This is a genomic window from Psychrobacter cryohalolentis K5, assembly GCF_000013905.1.
GTDB classification, from domain to species: domain Bacteria; phylum Pseudomonadota; class Gammaproteobacteria; order Pseudomonadales; family Moraxellaceae; genus Psychrobacter; species Psychrobacter cryohalolentis.
In genome coordinates this window covers 1,965,355-1,985,415 of the sequence record NC_007969.1, presented here as the reverse complement: position 1 = coordinate 1,985,415, position 20,061 = coordinate 1,965,355, and the positions used below count along the sequence as shown (strand labels likewise).

The 20,061-nt window shown below is 39.9% G+C and carries 11 protein-coding genes, 2 tRNA genes and 1 pseudogene; 7 read left to right on the top strand and 7 right to left on the bottom strand.

Features of this window, described 5'->3' with window-relative positions:
• The first annotated feature begins 2 nt into the window (after positions 1 to 2).
• A complete protein-coding gene (locus tag PCRYO_RS08220; protein WP_011513938.1) occupies positions 3 to 701 on the top strand; it encodes a tetratricopeptide repeat protein in 699 nt (232 codons plus the stop codon).
• A gap of 8 nt (positions 702 to 709) precedes the next feature.
• Here the strand turns inward: PCRYO_RS08220 and PCRYO_RS13240 are convergent.
• Positions 710 to 910: pseudogene (locus PCRYO_RS13240) on the bottom strand (transposase); the annotation flags it as partial.
• 209 nt (positions 911 to 1,119) lie between these two features.
• On the opposite strand from PCRYO_RS13240, the gene PCRYO_RS08215 reads away from it, so the two are divergent.
• The 6 genes from PCRYO_RS08215 (at position 1,120) to PCRYO_RS08190 (ending at position 14,188) form a co-directional block, all read left to right on the top strand.
• A complete protein-coding gene (locus PCRYO_RS08215; RefSeq protein WP_011513937.1) occupies positions 1,120 to 1,719 on the top strand; it encodes a DUF1819 family protein in 600 nt (199 codons plus the stop codon).
• A 12-nt stretch (positions 1,720 to 1,731) separates the two neighbouring features.
• On the top strand, positions 1,732 to 2,343 hold the full coding sequence (locus PCRYO_RS08210) for a DUF1788 domain-containing protein (protein ID WP_011513936.1): 612 nt from the start codon (positions 1,732 to 1,734) through the stop codon (positions 2,341 to 2,343).
• Positions 2,294 to 5,959, top strand: a complete 3,666-nt coding sequence (gene brxC, locus PCRYO_RS08205; RefSeq protein WP_226939352.1) for a BREX system P-loop protein BrxC — start codon at positions 2,294 to 2,296, stop codon at positions 5,957 to 5,959. The genes PCRYO_RS08210 and brxC overlap by 50 nt, the downstream gene beginning before the upstream one ends.
• Entirely contained in the window at positions 5,959 to 9,507 is a 3,549-nt protein-coding gene (gene pglX / locus PCRYO_RS08200) for a BREX-1 system adenine-specific DNA-methyltransferase PglX (RefSeq protein WP_011513934.1), read from the top strand. Before brxC ends, pglX begins: the two co-directional genes overlap by 1 nt.
• Positions 9,507 to 12,005 (top strand): BREX-1 system phosphatase PglZ type A, encoded by a 2,499-nt coding sequence (gene pglZ / locus PCRYO_RS08195; protein WP_011513933.1) that lies wholly within the window; start codon positions 9,507 to 9,509, stop codon positions 12,003 to 12,005. The genes pglX and pglZ overlap by 1 nt, the downstream gene beginning before the upstream one ends.
• Positions 12,006 to 12,088: 83 nt before the next feature.
• A complete protein-coding gene (locus PCRYO_RS08190; protein ID WP_011513932.1) occupies positions 12,089 to 14,188 on the top strand; it encodes a DUF262 and DUF1524 domain-containing protein in 2,100 nt (699 codons plus the stop codon).
• 291 nt (positions 14,189 to 14,479) lie between these two features.
• On the opposite strand, the gene PCRYO_RS08185 is transcribed toward PCRYO_RS08190, so the two are convergent.
• The 6 genes from PCRYO_RS08185 to PCRYO_RS08165 all read right to left on the bottom strand — a co-directional run bounded on the left by PCRYO_RS08185 (position 14,480) and on the right by PCRYO_RS08165 (position 20,043).
• Positions 14,480 to 15,826 (bottom strand): tyrosine-type recombinase/integrase, encoded by a 1,347-nt coding sequence (locus PCRYO_RS08185; protein ID WP_011513931.1) that lies wholly within the window; start codon positions 15,824 to 15,826, stop codon positions 14,480 to 14,482.
• Positions 15,827 to 15,990: 164 nt separating this feature from the next.
• A tRNA-Leu gene (locus PCRYO_RS08180) sits at positions 15,991 to 16,077 on the bottom strand.
• Positions 16,078 to 16,202: 125 nt separating this feature from the next.
• Positions 16,203 to 16,276, bottom strand: a tRNA-Cys gene (locus PCRYO_RS08175).
• A gap of 128 nt (positions 16,277 to 16,404) precedes the next feature.
• Positions 16,405 to 16,539: a putative transporter small subunit gene (locus PCRYO_RS13505; protein WP_020443739.1), complete on the bottom strand. Its 135-nt coding sequence runs from the start codon at positions 16,537 to 16,539 to the stop codon at positions 16,405 to 16,407.
• Between the two features lie 88 nt (positions 16,540 to 16,627).
• Positions 16,628 to 18,283 carry a sodium:solute symporter family protein gene (locus PCRYO_RS08170; RefSeq protein ID WP_198010351.1) on the bottom strand — a complete coding sequence of 552 codons (1,656 nt, stop codon included), beginning with the start codon at positions 18,281 to 18,283 and terminating at the stop codon, positions 16,628 to 16,630.
• A 746-nt stretch (positions 18,284 to 19,029) separates the two neighbouring features.
• Positions 19,030 to 20,043, bottom strand: a complete 1,014-nt coding sequence (locus tag PCRYO_RS08165; protein WP_011513929.1) for a formate dehydrogenase accessory sulfurtransferase FdhD — start codon at positions 20,041 to 20,043, stop codon at positions 19,030 to 19,032.
• Between the last annotated feature and the right edge of the window lie 18 nt (positions 20,044 to 20,061).

Genomic DNA, 20,061 nt, shown 5'->3' with positions numbered 1-20,061 from the left:
ATATGAATCTACAAACGCTAAGGCAGATGTTTCTTTACAGGTTAATAGTTTTAGGCTTGTTAGTAGGGCTTGAAGTACCTGTTGTTGCAGCAGACTTTACTACGACGAGTGTACAAGCTAATCAAGGGAGGGCATCAGCTCAATTCAACCTTGGTGTGATGTACGACGAAGGTAGTGGTATTGCTCAAGACACTGCTAAAGCATTTGAGTGGTATCAGAAGGCAGCAGAACAAGGCAATGCATCGGCTCAATTTAATATTGGGTGGATGTACGAGCACGCTGACGGCGTTAGTCAAGACTCTGTTAAAGCAGTTGAATGGTACAGGAAAGCTGCTGATCAAGGGTATGGTGATGCGCAGTACAATCTTGGATGGATGTATCATAACGGTAGAGGCATTAAAAAGGATTATGATCAGGCAATGGATTGGTATTTAAAAGCTGCCTATCAAGGAGATGCTGGGGCTCAAAATAATATCGGTGATATGTACGAAAAAGGTGCTGGCGTTAGTAAGGATAACGTAAAAGCAGCCAAATGGTATTTGAAGGCGGCCAATCAAGGATATGCCTTAGCTCAAAATAGTCTTGGTTTAATGTACTTTGAGGGCAGAGGTGTTCTTCAAGATAAAAAGCAGTCAAGAGATTGGTATAGTAAAGCTTGTGATAATGGCGATCAACCTAGCTGTGATCAGTACGCTTATTAAACAGATAACAGAAGAGCCGCCATAAGCGGATCATATTGTTCCGTACCGACAAGCTTGTCTTGATTGGCTTGGTTATGCCAGTTGGATAACGTTTACATGGCTGTGCTTAGCTGTTCTGAAGTCGCTGAAATATTACCGTTATTGTCCACTATCTTCTTAACGGCTTCTGCTTTAAATTCTGTACTATAAGTTCTAATTTTCTTTGTGATGGTAAACTCTTTGTCGAGTTCTTAGTTTACTAAGTTTAGCTCTACAGTTTCTTCAGCATACCTCAATTATATACATAATGTTTAAGCAATATACAGAACCATGTACAATACTGGCCTGCGTTACTTTATAGCAATAAACAATAAGCATTATCAAAAACGTTCAACCTCTAAATGCAGGTTAAGCGTTTTTTTAAGCAGGTTAAAAATAGATGAATAGCCAAAAATACAATATGTCATTTACAGCTGGTGCGCTGCTACAGCCAGAGTCAGTAACGATAGCCAAGTTATATCTTGAATTAGGCGACTGGGATTTAGTGAAAGATAAAGTGATTGCTGAGAATTTACTTCAATCTAGAGCATTAAGTACACTTAAAAGGCTGAGCCATGAAATTATAGCTCGCTTGAGAACACTTAATATTGATGAGCTTACGTTACTTATAGAGTCTGAGCGCCAAGAACAAGCCTATATACTGTGGATTGCAATTTGTCGTTATTATCACTTCATTGCTGATTTTGCTACTGAAGTGCTACGAGAGCGTTTTATCACTTTCAAACCAGATCTTCAACACTCAGATTTTGATACGTTTCTGAATAGAAAGTGTGACTGGCATAGTGAGCTTGATAGTTTAAGTATAAGTACGAGAAAAAAGCTTAGACAGGTGTTATTTAAAATGCTTCGAGATGCCAATTTCTTAGACAGAAAAAATAATATTCAAGCCACTATGTTGAGCTCAAGGCTAATAGAAACGATAAAGCGTAATGGTAGTAGAGATATCAAATACTTCACGATTTCTGAAAATGCAATATAAGGGAGTGCTGTCATGACTATGAGCAACGTACAAGCATGTGATAAAAAAAGTTATGACCATCTTTTTTCTGTCATTTCAAGTGAGCATTTCCTTAAGATGCAAGGTCTAGGGAATGAGGTTCCATTTTTCATTTGTCCTTTTAGGCCTGAAGAATCAAACGAGATGCTACGTCTTGAAGACCAATTAACTAAGCAGTTACAGAAAAATGGTATCAATATCTTGGCTATAAATTTGTATGATCTGTCTATAGAGCTACTTAAAGAGCGCGAGATTTTTGATCAGATACTAGAAGTGGAACAGCAGATTGACAAAGAACAGCTGAAAGAGTTGCTTCAAGGAGTCTTAGATCCTGAGTCTCATTTGGCACCAGCGATTGCCAGCAAGCTAAGTAGTACAGAATACGATGTTCTTTTTCTATCAGGTGTTGGTGAGGTTTTCCCGTATATACGTTCGCATAACGTTTTGAATAACTTACAAAGTACAGCCAAAGAAAAACCAACCGTTATCTTTTTTCCAGGAGCCTACACTCATTCTTTAGAGTCTGGCGCATCGCTTGATTTATTTGGCAGACTGCATGATGACAAATACTATCGAGCATTTAATATTTATCACTGTGAAGCATAATGAGACAGATATGACTGCCCTTAAAACAATATTTCAAAAACCAGTAAATCGTCCAATTGAAGGTGTAATTAAAGCTGATGATGAAGCCAGCCTACGCCTAGAGTTAGAAGAGTATGTATTAACAGATGAAGTAGAAAATCGTCTAATATCATTTTTCGATGCTTACAATGACTATCAGGTTGCTAATGGTGTCTGGCTTTCTGGATTTTTTGGTTCGGGAAAATCTCACTTATTAAAAATGTTGGCGCTATTACTTGAGAATCGTCAAATAGATAGCACATCAGCACTGGAGTTATTCTTACCTAAATGTGGTGACAATGATGTATTGAGCTCTGGTATCAAAAACGCGGTTGCGATTCCCTCTAAAAGCATTTTGTTTAATATTGATCAAAAAGCAGACGTCATTAGTAAGACACAGGTTGATGCTTTATTGGCAGTATTTGTTAAAGTCTTCGATGAAATGTGTGGCTACTACGGTAAGCAAGGTCATATTGCTCAGTTTGAACGTGATCTCGATAGTCGAAAACTTTATGGTAGCTTCAAAGAGGCGTATGAATCCATCGCTAATAAGCCTTGGGAAAAAGGACGTGAGCAGGCAATACTTGAAGCAAAGAATATTGCTCAAGCTTATAGTCAGGTTACTGGAGAAGATCAGGCACTAGCTATTGGTATTTTAGATAAATACCGTAGTCAGTATCATGTATCGATTGAAGATTTTGCTTCTCAAGTTGATGACTATATTGAGCGTCAGATTAAAGAACATGGCTACACTGAGTTTCGTCTAAACTTCTTTGTTGATGAGGTGGGGCAATATATAGCTGAAAACGTTAAGCTTATGACCAACCTTCAGACGATCGCTGAGAGCTTAGCGACCAAATCTCGTGGGCGTTCTTGGATTATTGTGACCGCTCAAGAAGATATGGGAACTGTTGTTGGTGAGATGGGCAAGCAACAAAGTAATGACTTTTCAAAAATTCAAGCTCGCTTTGCTAACCGGATGAAGCTAACCAGTGCCAACGTAGCAGAGGTTATTCAAAAGCGACTTCTCGTTAAGACTGATGAAGGCGCTCAGTTGTTATCAGGCATATATGATAATCAGTCAAACAATTTCAAAACGCTGTTTGATTTTGCTGATGGATCACAGACATATAGAAATTTTAAAGACAAAGAACACTTTATAAACAGCTATCCATTCATCCCTTACCAGTTCAGCTTGTTTCAGTCTGCAATTGCTGATCTATCCTTACATAATGCTTTTGAGGGTAAGCATAGCTCAGTTGGTGAGCGTTCGATGTTGGGTGTGTTTCAACAAGTAGCAATAAAAGTAGGTGATCATGACATAGGTCAGCTAGCAACTTTTGATTTAATGTTTGAAGGTATTCGTACCGCATTGAAGTCCAACATCCAACGAGCTGTCATCAATGCAGAAACCCATTTAGATAACAAATTTGCAGTGCAGGTATTAAAAGCCTTGTTTTTAGTGAAATATGTTGATGGATTCAAATCAACAATTCGTAATATATGTGTCTTAATGCTGAGTAGCTTTGGTGAGGATGTAGCTATACTCCGTCAGCGTGTTGAAGAGGCGCTTAATCTACTAGAAGACGAGACCTACGTACAACGTACAGGAGATATGTACGAGTATTTGACGGACGAAGAAAAAGATATTGAAGAAGAGATAAAAAATACGGAAGTAGAAGCAGCTGATGTGGCTAGTGAGCTTGAAAGCATAATCTTTGATCAAGTGATTAAAAGTCGCAAGATTCGTTACAGTAGCGGCGCATCAGGTAGCCAAGGACAAGACTATTCTTTTTCACGAAAGCTTGATGATAAGTTATATGGTCGTGAATACGAGATAGGTATCAATGTCATCAGCCCATTTTATGAGCATGCTGAAAATGAAGAGATGATGTCTAATAAATCTAACTTTTCTAGCGATGAATTATTTGTAATCTTGCCAGCCGATTCTCGCTTGATGAGTGATATAACGATGTACAAACGTACAGAGAAATATGTCAGACAAAATTATTCTATTGCTCAGCAAGAGACAGTAAAACGTATCTTAGGCGAGAAAGGACAACAAAATACTAAGCGTCAGGCCGAGTTGCTACAGCGAATAAAAAGTCTCATGAGTCAGGCAAAACTACTCGTAGCAGGTACGGAGCTAAATGTTAGCTCAGAAGACGCTCAATTACGTATTGAGAAAGGCTTCAATGAGCTTGTTTCTAGATCATACCCTCATCTACGTATGCTACGCGATGCATCTTACACAGAGGCTGATGTTGCCAAGATTCTCGACTCTACCCAACAAGACATGTTGGGTGCCGATATATCTACATTAGCCGAGCCAGAGCGTGATGTATTATCTTTTATCCAAAGAAATGCTAGTGCGGCTATACGGACGACAGTAAAAGGGTTGTTAGAACAGTTTGAAAAAAAACCATACGGATGGTCATACGCAGCTGTGCTCAGCACCCTTGCAAAGCTATGTGTAAATGGCAAAGTCGAAGTTCGAATGGATGGCAACATATTAGAGGACAGTGAGCTTGCGCGCGCTTTAGTAAATAGTCAACGTCAAAGCAACCTGGTATTAGAGCCCCAAGTTGAATTTTCTTCGTCACAAGTTCGTCATCTCAAAGAGTTTTATGAAGACTTTTTTGCTAAGCCTGCTAGTAATAATGAGGCAAAAGCACTAGGCAATGAAACGATTGATGCATTCAAAGAGATGTTACAAGATTTGGAGGGTTGGTATGCACAGTCCGCACGATATCCTTTCTTGAGTGCATTAGATCCCGCTATTCAGCAAATCAAAAAGCTTTCAAAATCATCCTACGCATGGTTTTTAACTGACCTTAACGAAGATATTGAAGATGAGCTTCTGAAGATCAAAGAGCAGCTGATAGATCCTATTTACAATTTTATGAATGGTTCTCAAAGAGAAATATATGATAACACTCAAAATTTCTTGAAAGATCAATCAGCGAACTTTGATTATATCGAAAGAGAACAGGTGAGGGTGCTTGAGGCCAGTCTAAACGATACCTCTATATATAAAGGCAGTAAGATCCAACAGGTCAAAGTGCTATTAGGCAGCTTGAAAGACAAGGTCAATGATGCCCTACAGGAAGCTCGTAGCCAATCGATTGAAGCGCTTAAACAAATGCAGTCGCGTATGCAAGAGATGGATGAGTATAAAAAACTTCCAGATATCAGACAGGCAGAACTTGACGCTCCTTATACACAACTGATTGATAAGGTGAATGAAGAGAAGTTGATTGCCGTTATTAATGATAGATTGCGATACTTTGAAGACAAGGGCTATGCAACTTTATTGCAGAAAATGGTAGTAATGGCAACGCCCAAGCCACCACCAACGCCTGCAAAGGTAAGTACTAACAACGGTGATAAGAGTGATAAAGACCAATCACAAGTGTCTGCGCTATCTGAGCCTAAACAGGTGAGTGAGCCTAAAAATGAGTATATCAACTCAAACAAAATCAGGGTGGATTACGATCGAGCTTGGATAGAGAACGAGACCGATGTAGAGCGTTATCTAGAGGCGATGAGTGAGGCACTGCTCAGCGAAATACGTAAAGGTAAAAGGATCTATATCTAATGGAAACGACCAAACTCAAAAAATTTGCTCAACAGGCACGTGTCACTTTGATTGAGCAAGTCGCTACTAAGCTCAAATTTGTACGCGCAGAAGAAAGTTTAGCCAGACGTGAGAATCCTATCGCTGTTAAAAAGCTAGAGGAGCTAATCAAGCAGCAGTCCGAACAGGAAATCGTCGAGCGTATCGCATACATCTGGTTCAACCGTTTCTGTGCCCTTCGCTTCATGGATATGAATCGCTATAACCGCAGCCTCGTGGTCTCTGCTGCTGCCGATGATACTCAACCTGAAGTACTGGCGCTGGCAAAGGCTGGAGACATTGATGAGCGAGTGGTATCAGAACCAGTCCGTGAGCAAATCCTCAATCTGTTAAATGGCAGAGCGCCCAGTCAAAATCCTGAAGCAGAAGTTTATCGTCTGCTACTGGTCGCATACTGTAATCAATGGCATGAGTCCATGCCATTCTTATTCCAGCGTATCGACGACTATACAGAGTTGCTAATGCCTGATGACTTGCTGTCCAGTAGCTCAGTATTAACTGATATGCGTGAAGCCATGCCAGCAAGCGCTTGTAAAGACGTTGAAGTCATTGGTTGGTTGTATCAGTTTTACATATCAGATAAAAAAGATGATGTATTTGCAAGATTAAAGAAAAATGAGAAAGTGACACCAGAAAATATTCCAGCGGCTACTCAGCTATTCACGCCACATTGGATCGTACGTTATTTGGTAGAGAACTCGCTTGGGCGATTATGGTTGCTTAATCATCCAGAGTCCAAGTTAGCAGACAGCATGGAATACTATATAAAGCCTGCTGATGATAATGATGACTCTGATTATCTCAAGGTAGCGCGTCCAGAAGATCTTAAAATTTGCGATCCAGCATGTGGCTCAGGTCACATGCTGACTTATGCGTTTGATCTGCTATACGCGATCTATGAAGAGCAAGGCTATGGTGCAGCAGACATACCTTCGCTTATCTTAACGCATAACTTGTACGGTATTGAGATTGATGAACGAGCTGGTGAGTTGGCTGCTTTTGCATTGACTATGAAGGCAAGAGATCGTCATCGTCGATTCTTCAATACAGATGTGCGTCCAAATATCTGTGTGCTTGAGCCCATTAGTTTTGATGACGATGAGTTAGATGAGTATATGGACTTTATCGGCCGTGATATATTTACCGCTGACTTAGAGGAAACGCTGCGCCAGTTTGATGAGGTCGATAATTTTGGTTCTTTGATCAGACCAAAGCTAAAAAATGTTGCTGAAATTTTAGAGCAGTTGGAAGCGACTGATGTCTCAGGGCAGTTATTTTTAGGTCATACGCATCAAAAAGTGCTTAAGCTGTTAAAGCAGGCAGATTATTTAAGTCCGCAGTATCATGTCGTTGTTGCTAACCCGCCTTATATGGGTGGCAGTGGCATGAATAATCGATTAAAGGCATGGGCAAAGAAAGAGTTTCCAAATAGCAAGTCTGATTTATTTGCTATGTTCATTGAGCGAAGTCTTGATTTAGTTTGTAATCAAGGGTTAGTAGCTATGATAACTATGCATAGTTGGATGTTCTTATCTTCATTTAAAGAGTTGAGAGAACAGCTTCTTAATCAAGTTACGATAACTTCTATGGCTCATTTAGGCTCGAGAGCATTTGATAGTATTGGCGGAGAGGTAGTTCAAACAACAGCTTTTATTATGAAAAAATTGAGTGACCTTGACTATAAGGGAAATTACTTACGTTTAGTTGATGGTAATTCTGAATTTCAAAAAAACAGGATGATACTTGAAATTAGCGAGGAAAAGAAATTTAATAACCTATATCAATCTTCAGCCAACGATTTTAAGAAGATACCAGGAAGACCTATAACTTACTGGATCAGTAAGCCATATATAGACTGCTATGATAATGGTGAATTAATTAAGGATGTTTTTCCTGCAAAACTAGGCATGCGTACTGGCGATAATGCCAAATGGTTACGACTGTGGTATGAAACATCTTTAATCAAATGTAGCTTTTCTGATCTTAATTCTGACCAAGATATTCAACTACCAAAAAGCTGGTTTCCTTATAACAAAGGTGGTGAGTTTCGTCGCTGGTATGGTAACAATGAGTTTTTAGTTTTTTGGGAAAATGATGGTTATGATATTAAAGAAGAAACACTTATCAAGTATCCGCAGCTTAGCTGGGATAATCTAGGATGGAAAATCACTAATGAGTCAGATTTTTTTAAAAAATCATTAACATGGTCATTCATTAGCTCCAATAGTTTTGGTGTTCGATGTTCGTTAGGTGGGGCTATATTCGATGTAGGTGGATCAAGCATTTTTCCAGAAGGTGATAACTATTATTTAGCAGCAGGTTATTTATGTTCTAAAATTTGTTTTGAATTTCTTAAAGCAACTAATCCTACTCTTAATTTTCAGGTAGTTAATATAAATAACTTACCTTGGATTCAGTTGGATGAAGAGAATTGTAAAAGAGTAAATGAGTTAGTGAAAAAATTAGTTGAATATAGCAAGTTTGATTGGGATTCTTACGAAACCTCATGGGACTTTACTACATTAACACTGCTCGAAGAAAAATATCGCAAGTCAAATTTAGCAGACACTTATAAAGGACTACGCACTCATTGGCAACAAATGACCAATGACATGCAACACTTAGAAGAAGAGAATAACCGCATTTTTATCGACGCTTATGGCTTACAAGATGAGCTTACGCCAGATGTTCCGCTAAAAGAAATGACTTTGACCAGTAACCCATACTATCGTTATGGTGGCGTCAAGACAGACGATGAGCTGGAGGCGTTATTGCTAGCCGATACCATGCGTGAGCTGATCTCTTATGCAGTCGGCTGTATGTTTGGTCGCTATAGCTTAGACAAGCCTGGGCTGATACTTGCCAATCAAGGTGACAAAATAGAGCAGTACTTTGAACAGATACCTGATCCAAGCTTCATGCCTGATAAAAACAACGTTATTCCTATCTTAGACGATGGTTGGTTCAGCGACGATATTGTTGAGCGCTTCCGTAAATTCATTAAGGTAGCTTTTGGCGAAGAGCAGTATGAGAGCAATATGCAATTCATTGAACAGTCGCTTGGCAAGAATGACAAGCCACGTGATATTCGTGACTATTTCTTAAAAGACTTCTATGACGATCACGTAAAACGTTATAAGAAACGTCCAATATATTGGCTATTTACCAGTGGTAACTTCAGTGCGCTTATCTACATGCATCGCTATCAGCCCGATACGGTAAGTATCGTGCTCAATGACTATCTACGTGAGTTCCGTACTAAGCTTAATGCTTATAAAGACCAGCTTGATACGATCAAAATTAGTAGTAGTCAAAGCCAAAGTGAAAAAACAAAGGCAATAAAGAAGCTAGAAACTACTACCAAAATGATTACTGAGATGGAAGAGTATGAGCGCGATGTACTCTATCCATTAGCGACCAAACAGATCGACATAGACTTAGATGATGGCGTAAAAGTAAACTATCCTAAATTTGGTAAAGCATTAAAGAAAGTAACGGGGCTTAGCTAATGAATGATCGCATCATCAACGCATTACAGCAGCTCTTTAAAAAACATCGTATTGTTTTTTGGTACGATGCCAAGCATGAGCTGCGTGATGATTTTGACAGTCTAGTACTAGAAGATATTGAAAAAATCGTCCTAGATAACAATGAGTTCAGTGTTAAATATAAAATAATACGCGAGCAGCCTAATCAAAAGTTTCTGCTTTATCGTGCAGGTGCTCAGCCTGCGCTATTTGATAATTGGCTATTGGATGTACAGCTGGCTCACGGGGAATTTCGTACTGACCAAGTTGCTATCTGGCTCTCGGAGCTATCATTAGGTATTGAGTTTGCAGAGGTCTTAAAAGATCATGCAGAGTTCTTTCGCGCTAAAAGCCGTAAAGATGCTCTAGGTAAGCTTATAGAGCCCAGTGATAGCTCAGGTATGGTTCAGCTAAAGATGCTGGCTGTTTGTGCTAAGAGCGAGCCTAAAATGGACACAGTCGTTGAGAGTCTGTTGCAGGACTTGGCCAATGATAAAGGTGAAAAAATGAGCCTGATTAGTCGATCTGCTCTTGATGGCTTTTTCTGGGAGCAAATGAATCGCTACTATGGCTATAACTCTACTGAGCCTAGTATTCATGATTTTGCCATTGAACTCTTTAAATCTAGCTATGCAATGGCAACTGATGGTCAGGTAAAGCTGTCCAATGATGCTTTGGTATTTCTGAAACGTTGGAAAGACAGTAGACAATATAAAGACAGCTTTGAGATGTTATCCGATAAATTTTCTGATGATCTTGATATTAGAGATGATCTTAGTAGTAGAGATTTTAAACAGCTCATCGATATAGACTACTTCCGCTTAATTGATAACAAGATAATTAGCGCGCTAGCTAATGCAGTCTTACAAAGTGACTTTACCGCTGAACAAATGGCTATTTGGATTCGCCAGCGTCGTCAGAGTCACTGGTACGCTGAGTTTGAGCATACCTATCAAGCCCTTGATAATGCAGCGCAGTTTATAGCTACTTTTAATCAAGTCAAAATCGATATGGATAGCCTTGTACAAGGGGTAGAGCGTTATACCCAGTCTTGGTACAAGCTTGATCAACTTTATCGTAAGTTTATCTACCACAAACTTGAGTCTGGAGAAGTATCACTTCTCAACCACCTCAACGATAAAATAGAGAATATATACTCTAATAACTATTTGCTTAAGTTAGGTAATCGCTTTCAGGAATTCGTAGAATCTGAAAGCCAATGGAATGCTGCGCCAATTCTCAGACAGGATAACTTTTTTGGTCATTGGGTGAAACCGTTTCTAGATAACAACAACAAGATATACGTCATTATCTCAGATGCCATGCGCTATGAGATAGCGGATGAACTAGTCAGCTTAATACGTCAAGAAGATCGCTACAGTGCTGATATAGCGCCTATGTTGTCTATGCTACCTAGCTATACTCAGCTTGGTATGGCAGCGCTCCTACCGAACGATACATTATCCATAGCAGACAACACTTCAGGCACAGTGCTTGTGAATGGACAAAGCTCTCAGGGGACATCTAACAGAAGTAAGATACTTAAAGCTGCGTTGCAAGATCGAGGAGATGCGATCACTGCCGATAATTTTATGCAGCTCAATAGAGAGGGTAGTCGAGAGCTGTTAAAAGCTAATGACGTCATTTATATTTATCATAATCGGATTGATCATACTGGCGATAAAATGCACTCTGAAGGGCAAGCGTTTGAAGCGGCAGAAAAGACGCTTAGCGATTTGATGAAAATCATTAAGAAATTAGCAGCAGCTAATGCTAATAACATTTTAATAACGGCTGATCATGGCTTTATATACCAAAACCGTGCCATAGAAGAGAGCGACTTTTCGAGCGCAGAGCCCAAAGGTAAAGAAATACTATATCGAGATCGTCGATTTATACTGGGTAAGGGGCTAGTTGATTCACCAAGCTTGCATAAGTTTAGCTCTGAAGCGCTCGGTTTAATTGGTGATGTTGAAGTGCAGATACCTAAGTCGATTAATCGCTTAAGACTTAGTGGCTCGGGAAGTCGATTTGTACATGGCGGAGCATCATTACAGGAAGTTGTCGTGCCCGTCGTTAGCATTAATAAAAAAAGGCAAAGTGATACTACAGCAGTTGAAGTGGATATTTTACGCGGATCGAACTCTTTAATTACTACAGAGGAGCTTACCGTTAGCTTATACCAAAGTACCCCTGTCACTGAAAAAAATCAGCCTCGCGTACTGAGAGTAGGTGTCTACACTGAATCAGGTGAGTTGATCTCAGATAGCTATGAGATGACATTCGATTTACGCTCAGAAAACCCACGCGCGCGTGAGCAGCAGGTAAACTTGATTTTCACACGTAGGATCGATGAGCTTAACGGTCAAGAGGTTATTTTAAAGCTAGAAGAAAAAGTAGGCGGAACTTCTCACTACAAAGAATACAAATCGCTTAAATATACAGTAAGACGTTCATTTAGTAGTGATTTTGATTTTTAAAATAATCACTGAAATAATTTAATAGCTAAGTAGACAACTATAAAAACAATGGATAAGTTGGATTTGAGGATAGGATCACTATTATGAAAGCAACAGAAGCCAAACTACTCGATTTTTTAAAGAAATCACCACAATTTATTATTCCTATATATCAGCGCACCTACTCGTGGACTGAACAGCAGTGCCGTCAATTGTGGGATGATATCATGCGCGCAGGCAATAATGATGCTGTTGGGGCTCATTTTATTGGCTCTGTAGTTTATATCGAGAAGGGCTTATATCAGGTTTCTAGCCAGTCACCTTTACTGGTAATTGATGGTCAGCAAAGATTAACAACAGCTATGCTTCTTTTAGAAGCTTTATCTCGTCACCTTGGCGATACTGAACCTGTTGAGGGATTCTCTGCTAAAAAACTGCGCAATTACTATCTGCTAAATCCATTAGAAGACGGTGAGCGTGGATATAAACTGATTTTAACGCAGACTGACAAAGATAGTTTCTTATCCCTAGTGACACAAAAGTCACTGCCACAGAAGTTCTCTTTACGAATTAAAGAGAACTTCGATTTCTTTGATACACAGATAGCAAAACTAAATGGCAATTTAGAGCAGCTCTGCCGTGGTCTAGCAAAGGTAATTATTGTTGATATTGCTTTGAGTCGAGATCAAGATAATCCACAGTTGATTTTTGAGAGCATGAACTCTACTGGCAAAGCACTGAGCCAAGCTGATTTAATTCGCAACTTTGTATTGATGGGGTTGGAGCCAGATCATCAAGCTGATCTCTATTATGACCATTGGCGGCCTATGGAGGTCGAGTTTGGTCAGGAGAGCTATGGTGATTACTTCGATAGCTTTATGCGTCACTATTTGACGGTAAAAACAGGTGATATTCCTAGGCTTGATGGTGTATATGAGGCCTTTAAACAGCATGCTCAAAGACTTGAAGCAAAAGGATCAAATGTAGATCAACTGGTTGCCGACATTCACTCTTTCGCTAAATACTTCTGTGCAATGGCACTAGACAAAGAAACTGATAAACAACTAGCAGTGGCATTTAAAGATTTGCGTGAGCTCAAAGTTGATGTTGCTTATCCTTTCTTACTTGAACTTTATCATGACTATAGTCTAGAACAGCTTAGCAAAGATGACTTCTATAATGCGGTACGCCTGATTGAATCGTATGTTTTCCGTCGTGCGGTATGTGCAATCCCTACAAATTCATTAAATAAAACCTTTGCAACTTTTCATAAAGCGCTTGATAAAGATCGTTATTTAGAGAGTATCAAAGCTCACTTGATCGGATTACGTTCTTATAAAAGATTCCCAAATGACGATGAATTTAAGCGTGAACTCGTTATTCGTGACTTATATAACTTCCGTAGCCGCACTTACTGGTTACGTCGTTTCGAGAATTTTGAGCGCAAAGAGCATGTTTTAGTAGATGAATATACTATTGAGCATATCATGCCTCAGAATGAAAGGCTTTCGAAGCAGTGGCAAGAAGAGCTTGGCGCTGACTGGCAACAAGTGCATGCAACCTATTTGCATACACTTGGCAACCTAACACTAACTGGTTATAACTCTGAGTACAGTGACCGCCCATTTATTGAAAAGCGTGATATGACAGGTGGTTTTAAAAATAGTCCACTTGTACTTAACGAAGATCTAAGAAGCTGTAGCGTATGGAATGAAAGCGCAATTAGCGCGAGAGCTAGAAAACTTGCCAATCGCGCTATTGAAGTATGGGTGGCACCTCATTTACCAGAGAGTATATTACAGGCTTATATTGATATACCTTTACAGCATGAAGGCTATACGCTGGCAGACCATGTTCATCTTGCTGAAGATGCGCCAATGTATGATCTCTTTCAGCAGCTTCGTAAAGAAGTAATGGCTCTTGATCCTAGCGTTACTGAAGATATCTTAAAGCTATATGTCGCATTCAAAGCAGAAACTAATTTTGTTGATGTAGTGCCACTAAAAAGCAAATTGAGATTATCTATTAACCTACGTTTTCATGAGCTAAATGATCCTAAAGAAATGGCTAGAGATGTTAGCAGTCTTGGTCGCTGGGGTAATGGTGATGCTGAGATTGGGCTGAGCGATATTTCTGATTTACCCTATGTAATGGGGCTTATTAGACAGGGCTTGGAAAAGCAGATGGGCGAAAGTGTTTATTAATAGTATAGTCTGTACCAAATAAAATCGATACGTTAGTAGCGACGTACTACTGGTATGAATTTTCCTCGTTTGCTGTGCGCTCCAGAGGCTTCAAAAAATTCATTCTAGCAGTACTGTATCGTTTTTAAAGTAACTAGACTATATCGTAATAATGATCTGACATAATTCATCGCTTAAATATTCGTCACTGGTGGTTCTAAATAGAAAATAGCCTTTTCGTATATGATATATAATTCAATACTTTTAAAAGTGAGTGCTTCAAAGAAAGTTTAATATGAGCTATTTATTCTTCTACAATAGCTCTAAAACCTTATCCTTTCCTAGCTGGGCGATCAATGCTTGCAGCTGGGTGGTAGGATTAGCTTTATCTTCTGCATCTGCTTTAAACTTTGCCGTATCTCTACCTTCTCGTAAAGCATCTAGATAGTCTGCCCATTTCTGCATCATGTCGCTACGATCGTCGATGTATTCAAACCGACCGTAAGCAGTTCCATTAGGGTCTTTAGTAGTATGACCTAAAGCCATCTCAACAAGAACAAGCGGATACTTTAACTGCTCTTGTAGGATGGTCTTCGCTGTCGCTCTAAAGCCATGAGCACAATGTATGTCTTTATAGCCTAAATCCTTTAAACGCTTATTAGCAGTAGCGTCAGATATGATCTGATGCTTTTTTGCCGTCTGGCTAAAAAAGACATACTTGGTATGCCCATTAATCTTTTGTTGCTCACGCAATATAGCTACGGCTTGACGAGGTAGGGGAACAACCATGTCCTTGACCATATTTACCTTGCCTTGTCCTTTCAATGGCTTTAACCGCCACCTGCCAGCCTCTAGGTCTAGATCAATCCAGCACATACGTCTTAAATCACCATTGCGAACAAAGAGAAGCGCTAATAGCCTAAGGGAGTTAATGGTGTTTGGATCACCCTCTATCGTTTCAATAGCTCGTAGTAACTTGGCTAAGTCTTTCGGCTTGGTAACAGCTGGACGATGACCGTAACTAGATTTAGCTAATTGGCTTTTAATAAGCGCCGCAGGGTTGCTACTACAAAACCCACGAGCATTAGCATAAACAAATACATCACTAGCGATGCCTGCGCAGCGTTCAGCTTTGTCAGTAGGCTTGTCGTCTTTATTTAAAGACTTGGCTTGAATATCTAAAAGCACTTCAAGCATTCTAGGAGAGCCAATTTCACTAATTGGCTCATTACCTATGTAGGAGCATATAAGCTCCAAGCGACCCTTCTTACGAATGAGCGTATTACCTTTTTGACTCTGTTCAAGAGTATCGAAGTATTCCCAAGCAAAGTGATTAAAAGAGTTTTTAGTTTTACTAATAAAACTTTTCTTTATATCTTCACGGTGGATTTTAGGATCAATGCCTTTGCTTAAAAGATCTTCATACTCACGCCAAACTTCACAGGCACGAGCATATGAGATACTTGGATATATACCGATGGAGATAATACTTTGTTTGGGGTTTGAAGGTGGGTAATAGCGATACATCCATGATTTGGTTTCAGTAGGACGCACCATTAAGAAGAGTTTGGGATGATTTTTGACAGCAACGAAGTACTTCTTATCTTCAGGTTTATGACTGCTAATGCTTCGGTCTGAACTGATCGCTTTTCTTTCCATATCCTACGTCTCCATGAGTAGACTCAAAACTCGGTATACTTGACAGTATACTCAAAGTGCATGGATTAGGATAGATTCATAGGACAGTATAGAACGCCAGATACAACAAAGCCCCTGATATCAGGGGCTTTAGCTGTTCTATAAGTTAGTATAGGACTATGTAATGGTACCCGGAGCCGGACTTGAACCGGCACGCTATTACTAGCGAGGGATTTTAAATCCCTTGTGTCTACCAATTTCACCACCCGGGCAAAACTTGTATTATCTAATAAGTAAGCTTTCTACTTGTTAGATAGTGGTCGCTATTATAAGCATTTACATTAATAAAGCAAGCTAAAATTAATATAAATCCTAATAAATTTTTAACCTAAATAATTGGAGGCTGAGGTCGGAATCGAACCGGCGTTAACGGAGTTGCAGTCCGCTGCATGACCACTCTGCCACCCAGCCAATCAAGGACGCCTATATTAGCAAATATAATTTAAATTACAAGCCCTTTTTGATATAAAGACCGATTATTTATCAGGTTAGGCGTATTTAGCGTCATATCACGATAAATCCTAGCCTCAATTAAGCCGCTAAACGATACTTTTATTGTTATTTACGGCCTTTTTTACATCTCTATAAGTCGCAGTACAAATAAGTATCAGTACACCCAGCGTGATTGCTGGCCAGATTAAGATATAAAGCCCATAAAAAAACGTGGTTTCCATATTAACTCCTTTATTTTAGGTATTAAAAATGAATGATGAATACATCAAGCCATTAAAAAATTCATCAAAACGTCGATAAGATATAAATCTAGTTTTGAACGTTGGTGGTCGGCGGTATGTTGGGTTTATTGTCATAGTCGCCAACGCGCTGTTTAATAAGATCAAAGTCAAAATGCTCGTTGCTCATAAGGCTGATAATGACGCAGACGATTGTACTGGCACCATAAGCGGTCAGTGATGCAAGCAGCACCATATATTGACGTAAGAAACCAGTGGCAAATATCAGCATCAGTATCAGTGTAAGGGCAGCAGCTGCCACAGCCATTTTTCGACCTAAAAAGCCAAATACCATGAGGCCAATCACCACAGCAGCACCAACGCTTGCCAATACTTCAAAAAATAGCGCCGTAACACCAATGATAGGTATGAGCTCAAAGCGAGCGATACAGAATAACAATAATCCGACGATGACGGCTGAGGTAAAGGCAGTGTTTGTCACGCGATTCCAGAACACACTGGCAATCACTGGAAATACAATCGCACCCCATAACGCACCGACAAAGACTAACATCACGAGAATATCAAGCTTAAAGCTGGCAAAAATCAATCCGGCAGCCGTAGCGACAATCATGGTTCCCCGACCGACAAGCATCATGGTTTTTGGGTTTACGCCGCCTTTTTTGGCAATATTCTTGCCATAGATGTCAGCCATCATAATGGTAGATAGTGCTGATAAATCTGAATCAGCCGTTGAGGACAGGGCACCAATAACCAAGATAAAGAATAAGGCGATGAATACCGGATGTAGATACGTGCTGACCATTTGCGGAATCAAATTATTCATATTGCCATTGAGCGGCTCAATACCTATGGTTAATGCCATAAGTCCAATCATGCCGAGACCAATTACAATACCGGCATATCCGACAGTAGCAGTAATAAAGGTTGCTTTAATTTTGCTTTTATCAATGGCAAATAGACGTTGGGTAATGGTTTGATTGCCGATGGCATAAGCCAATACTGCGACAAAATAGGGCGCACCTTGCTGAAAAAAGGCTTCAGATGAAAAGAAGTCTTGTTGCTGCAAGGTTAGATTTGAAAGTCCGCTTACCATGGCAGAAGGACCACCCATGGAAAACAGTACCGCTGGGATAATGATGACACCAATCGCCATTAACGCGACCAATTGGGCAAAATCGGTGAACACTGAAGCACGAAATCCAGAAGTTAAGGTATAGCTTAGCACTCCGACGCCAGCGATAATCACCCCTGTTTGGAATGACAAAGGTGATAATACTGATACCAATGCGCCAGCAGCGGTGAAATTGACCATCAAGCTAATTAAGCTGCCCATAAGGTTAGATATGGCTAAAATTAATTGGCTTGATGAGCCGTGGCGGGCGTGAATAAGTTCACCCAAGGTATGTCCATTAGGGGCAAGTTCACGAAATCGCATCCCAAAAGGGTAGATGAATAAAATCATCAAGGCACCCCAAAAACCATAATGTAACGGTCCTGAGACGCCATATTTATAGCCGGATGTGGCAGCTGCATAAAATGACGCTGCCCAGATCCAAGTAGCGGTCATACTAGCAGCGCCCATACCAAAACCGACGTTGTGACCGGCGACCATAAAACCTGAGGTCGTCTCCTTATCTTTTTTTATTAATAAAGACAGCAGATAAGTACCACCATAAAATGCCAGTAATAGCAAAATGATGGTTAATGCTGAAAATTGGAACAATGACTCAGTTTTCAAATTCCTACCTCGCAATTGTTATAAGTAAAATATAGATTAAAACGTATTCTCCTAGACTATGAGGTATGCAAAAACGACCTATTCAGCCTATAGGTCAATTATAGGTAGCACGCAACGAGATGAACCGTCACAAAAAAATTTGAAAGCGGATGCTTTTGCCTCTGCATGACTTCATCATAAATTATGAAGGATATGTCAAAAATCATAGGGGCAACGCTCGATATGCGTCTGTAAATGGCTGAACCATTACGCTACGAATGATGCATACGTGATATAGCTGGCTGCTGATAAATGCTTGTACAAGCATCTATAGCAATAATACGGATGAGCGGTAAGTCGCAACTGCTTGACTTATGCTAGGTTTAGATAGCGTGTATCAGATATATATAACCATGGATCGAATATTGCTTTACTTATCTATGGTCTAATAAACATAATCCGTAATCGTGATGGCAGGTGATAAATGTCTAAGCATTTAACCTGACATATGTAGCATTGATAATTAAAACTACAGTAATGTTAAATATTAGTAACATGTTTGTGCCTTAAGACTAACCTATTCTGCTATCAATCACAAATTTTATGGTTAATTATTATAAATAATGATATATAAATTTGATCATTGAAAAGTCTGTTCGACAGATGAGGAAGATATTAAAAAACAAAGTTTGATGGAAGTGGTTAGACAAAGAATGTGTTCAAACATTAGAGTAGAAGAGGGTGTATGTATTTTAAGAGTCGGCATAACCTGCGTAGTAAGTCACGCGGTTATCACGTAAAAATCCTGCTAGGCCTAAGCCATAACGCTCGGCAACACGTACCGCGGTACTGGTCGGTGCAGACATACCAATCAGCCAAGGTATACGACTACGAATGGATTTTTGTACCAGCTCAATCGATAAACGCGAAGTCATTAGCACATAGTCAACCTCTACCTTATGATGCAACTGCCATCCTATGAGCTTATCAAGGGCGTTATGGCGCCCCACGTCCTCAAATAGGTACAGCTGCTGCTCGTATAGGGTTGCAGCAGCATGGACAGCGCCTGTGAGCTGATGGGTATGCTGGGCTGCATTGATTTGCGCCTGTATACTCAGTAAATCGTCAAGACTAGGCATCGCTCTACTAAGCAATAGCTTGTTTATCTGATATTCACTTAGATCGGGTAGTGCTTGCGTTAAACCCGTTATGCCGCACATACCGCATCCTGTGCGTCCTGCCAGTTGGCGTTTTTGCGCTTGAATACGCTGATGACAGCGCTGGTTTAAGACTAGCTCGACCACGTATATATCATAGTCTTGTAGCTGCTCTGAGAGCTGATCCAAGCTTATAAGCTCATCAGTCACATTAGAATTAAGAGAATCTTTATTAGAAGAATTTTGAATGAAAGAATCAGGAGTAAAGTCTTGATAACTTTCATCGTCTGTTAATTGAGTAATATCCCAATCTAGTAATTCATGACTATGCTGAATCAATCCTTCACTATATAAAAAGCCGATGGCAAGGTATTCGAGCTGATAAGGACTTGCCATCAAGACAGCGTAATGAATGCCATTAATTACAATGGCTACAGCTGCCTCAACAGCCAACATTCCTGACTTGGTATCAATATCCAGCGGCGCCTTCTTAGCAGCATCTAAAAATGTATCTGATGCATAGCTGTGTTTATATGCCACATGTAGCCGTGATAATGGCGCATCTTTCTTAAAGCTATCTTCTGCAGCCAAGTGAGGTTTGTTTGCCATTGTGAGTGCTTATTAGCC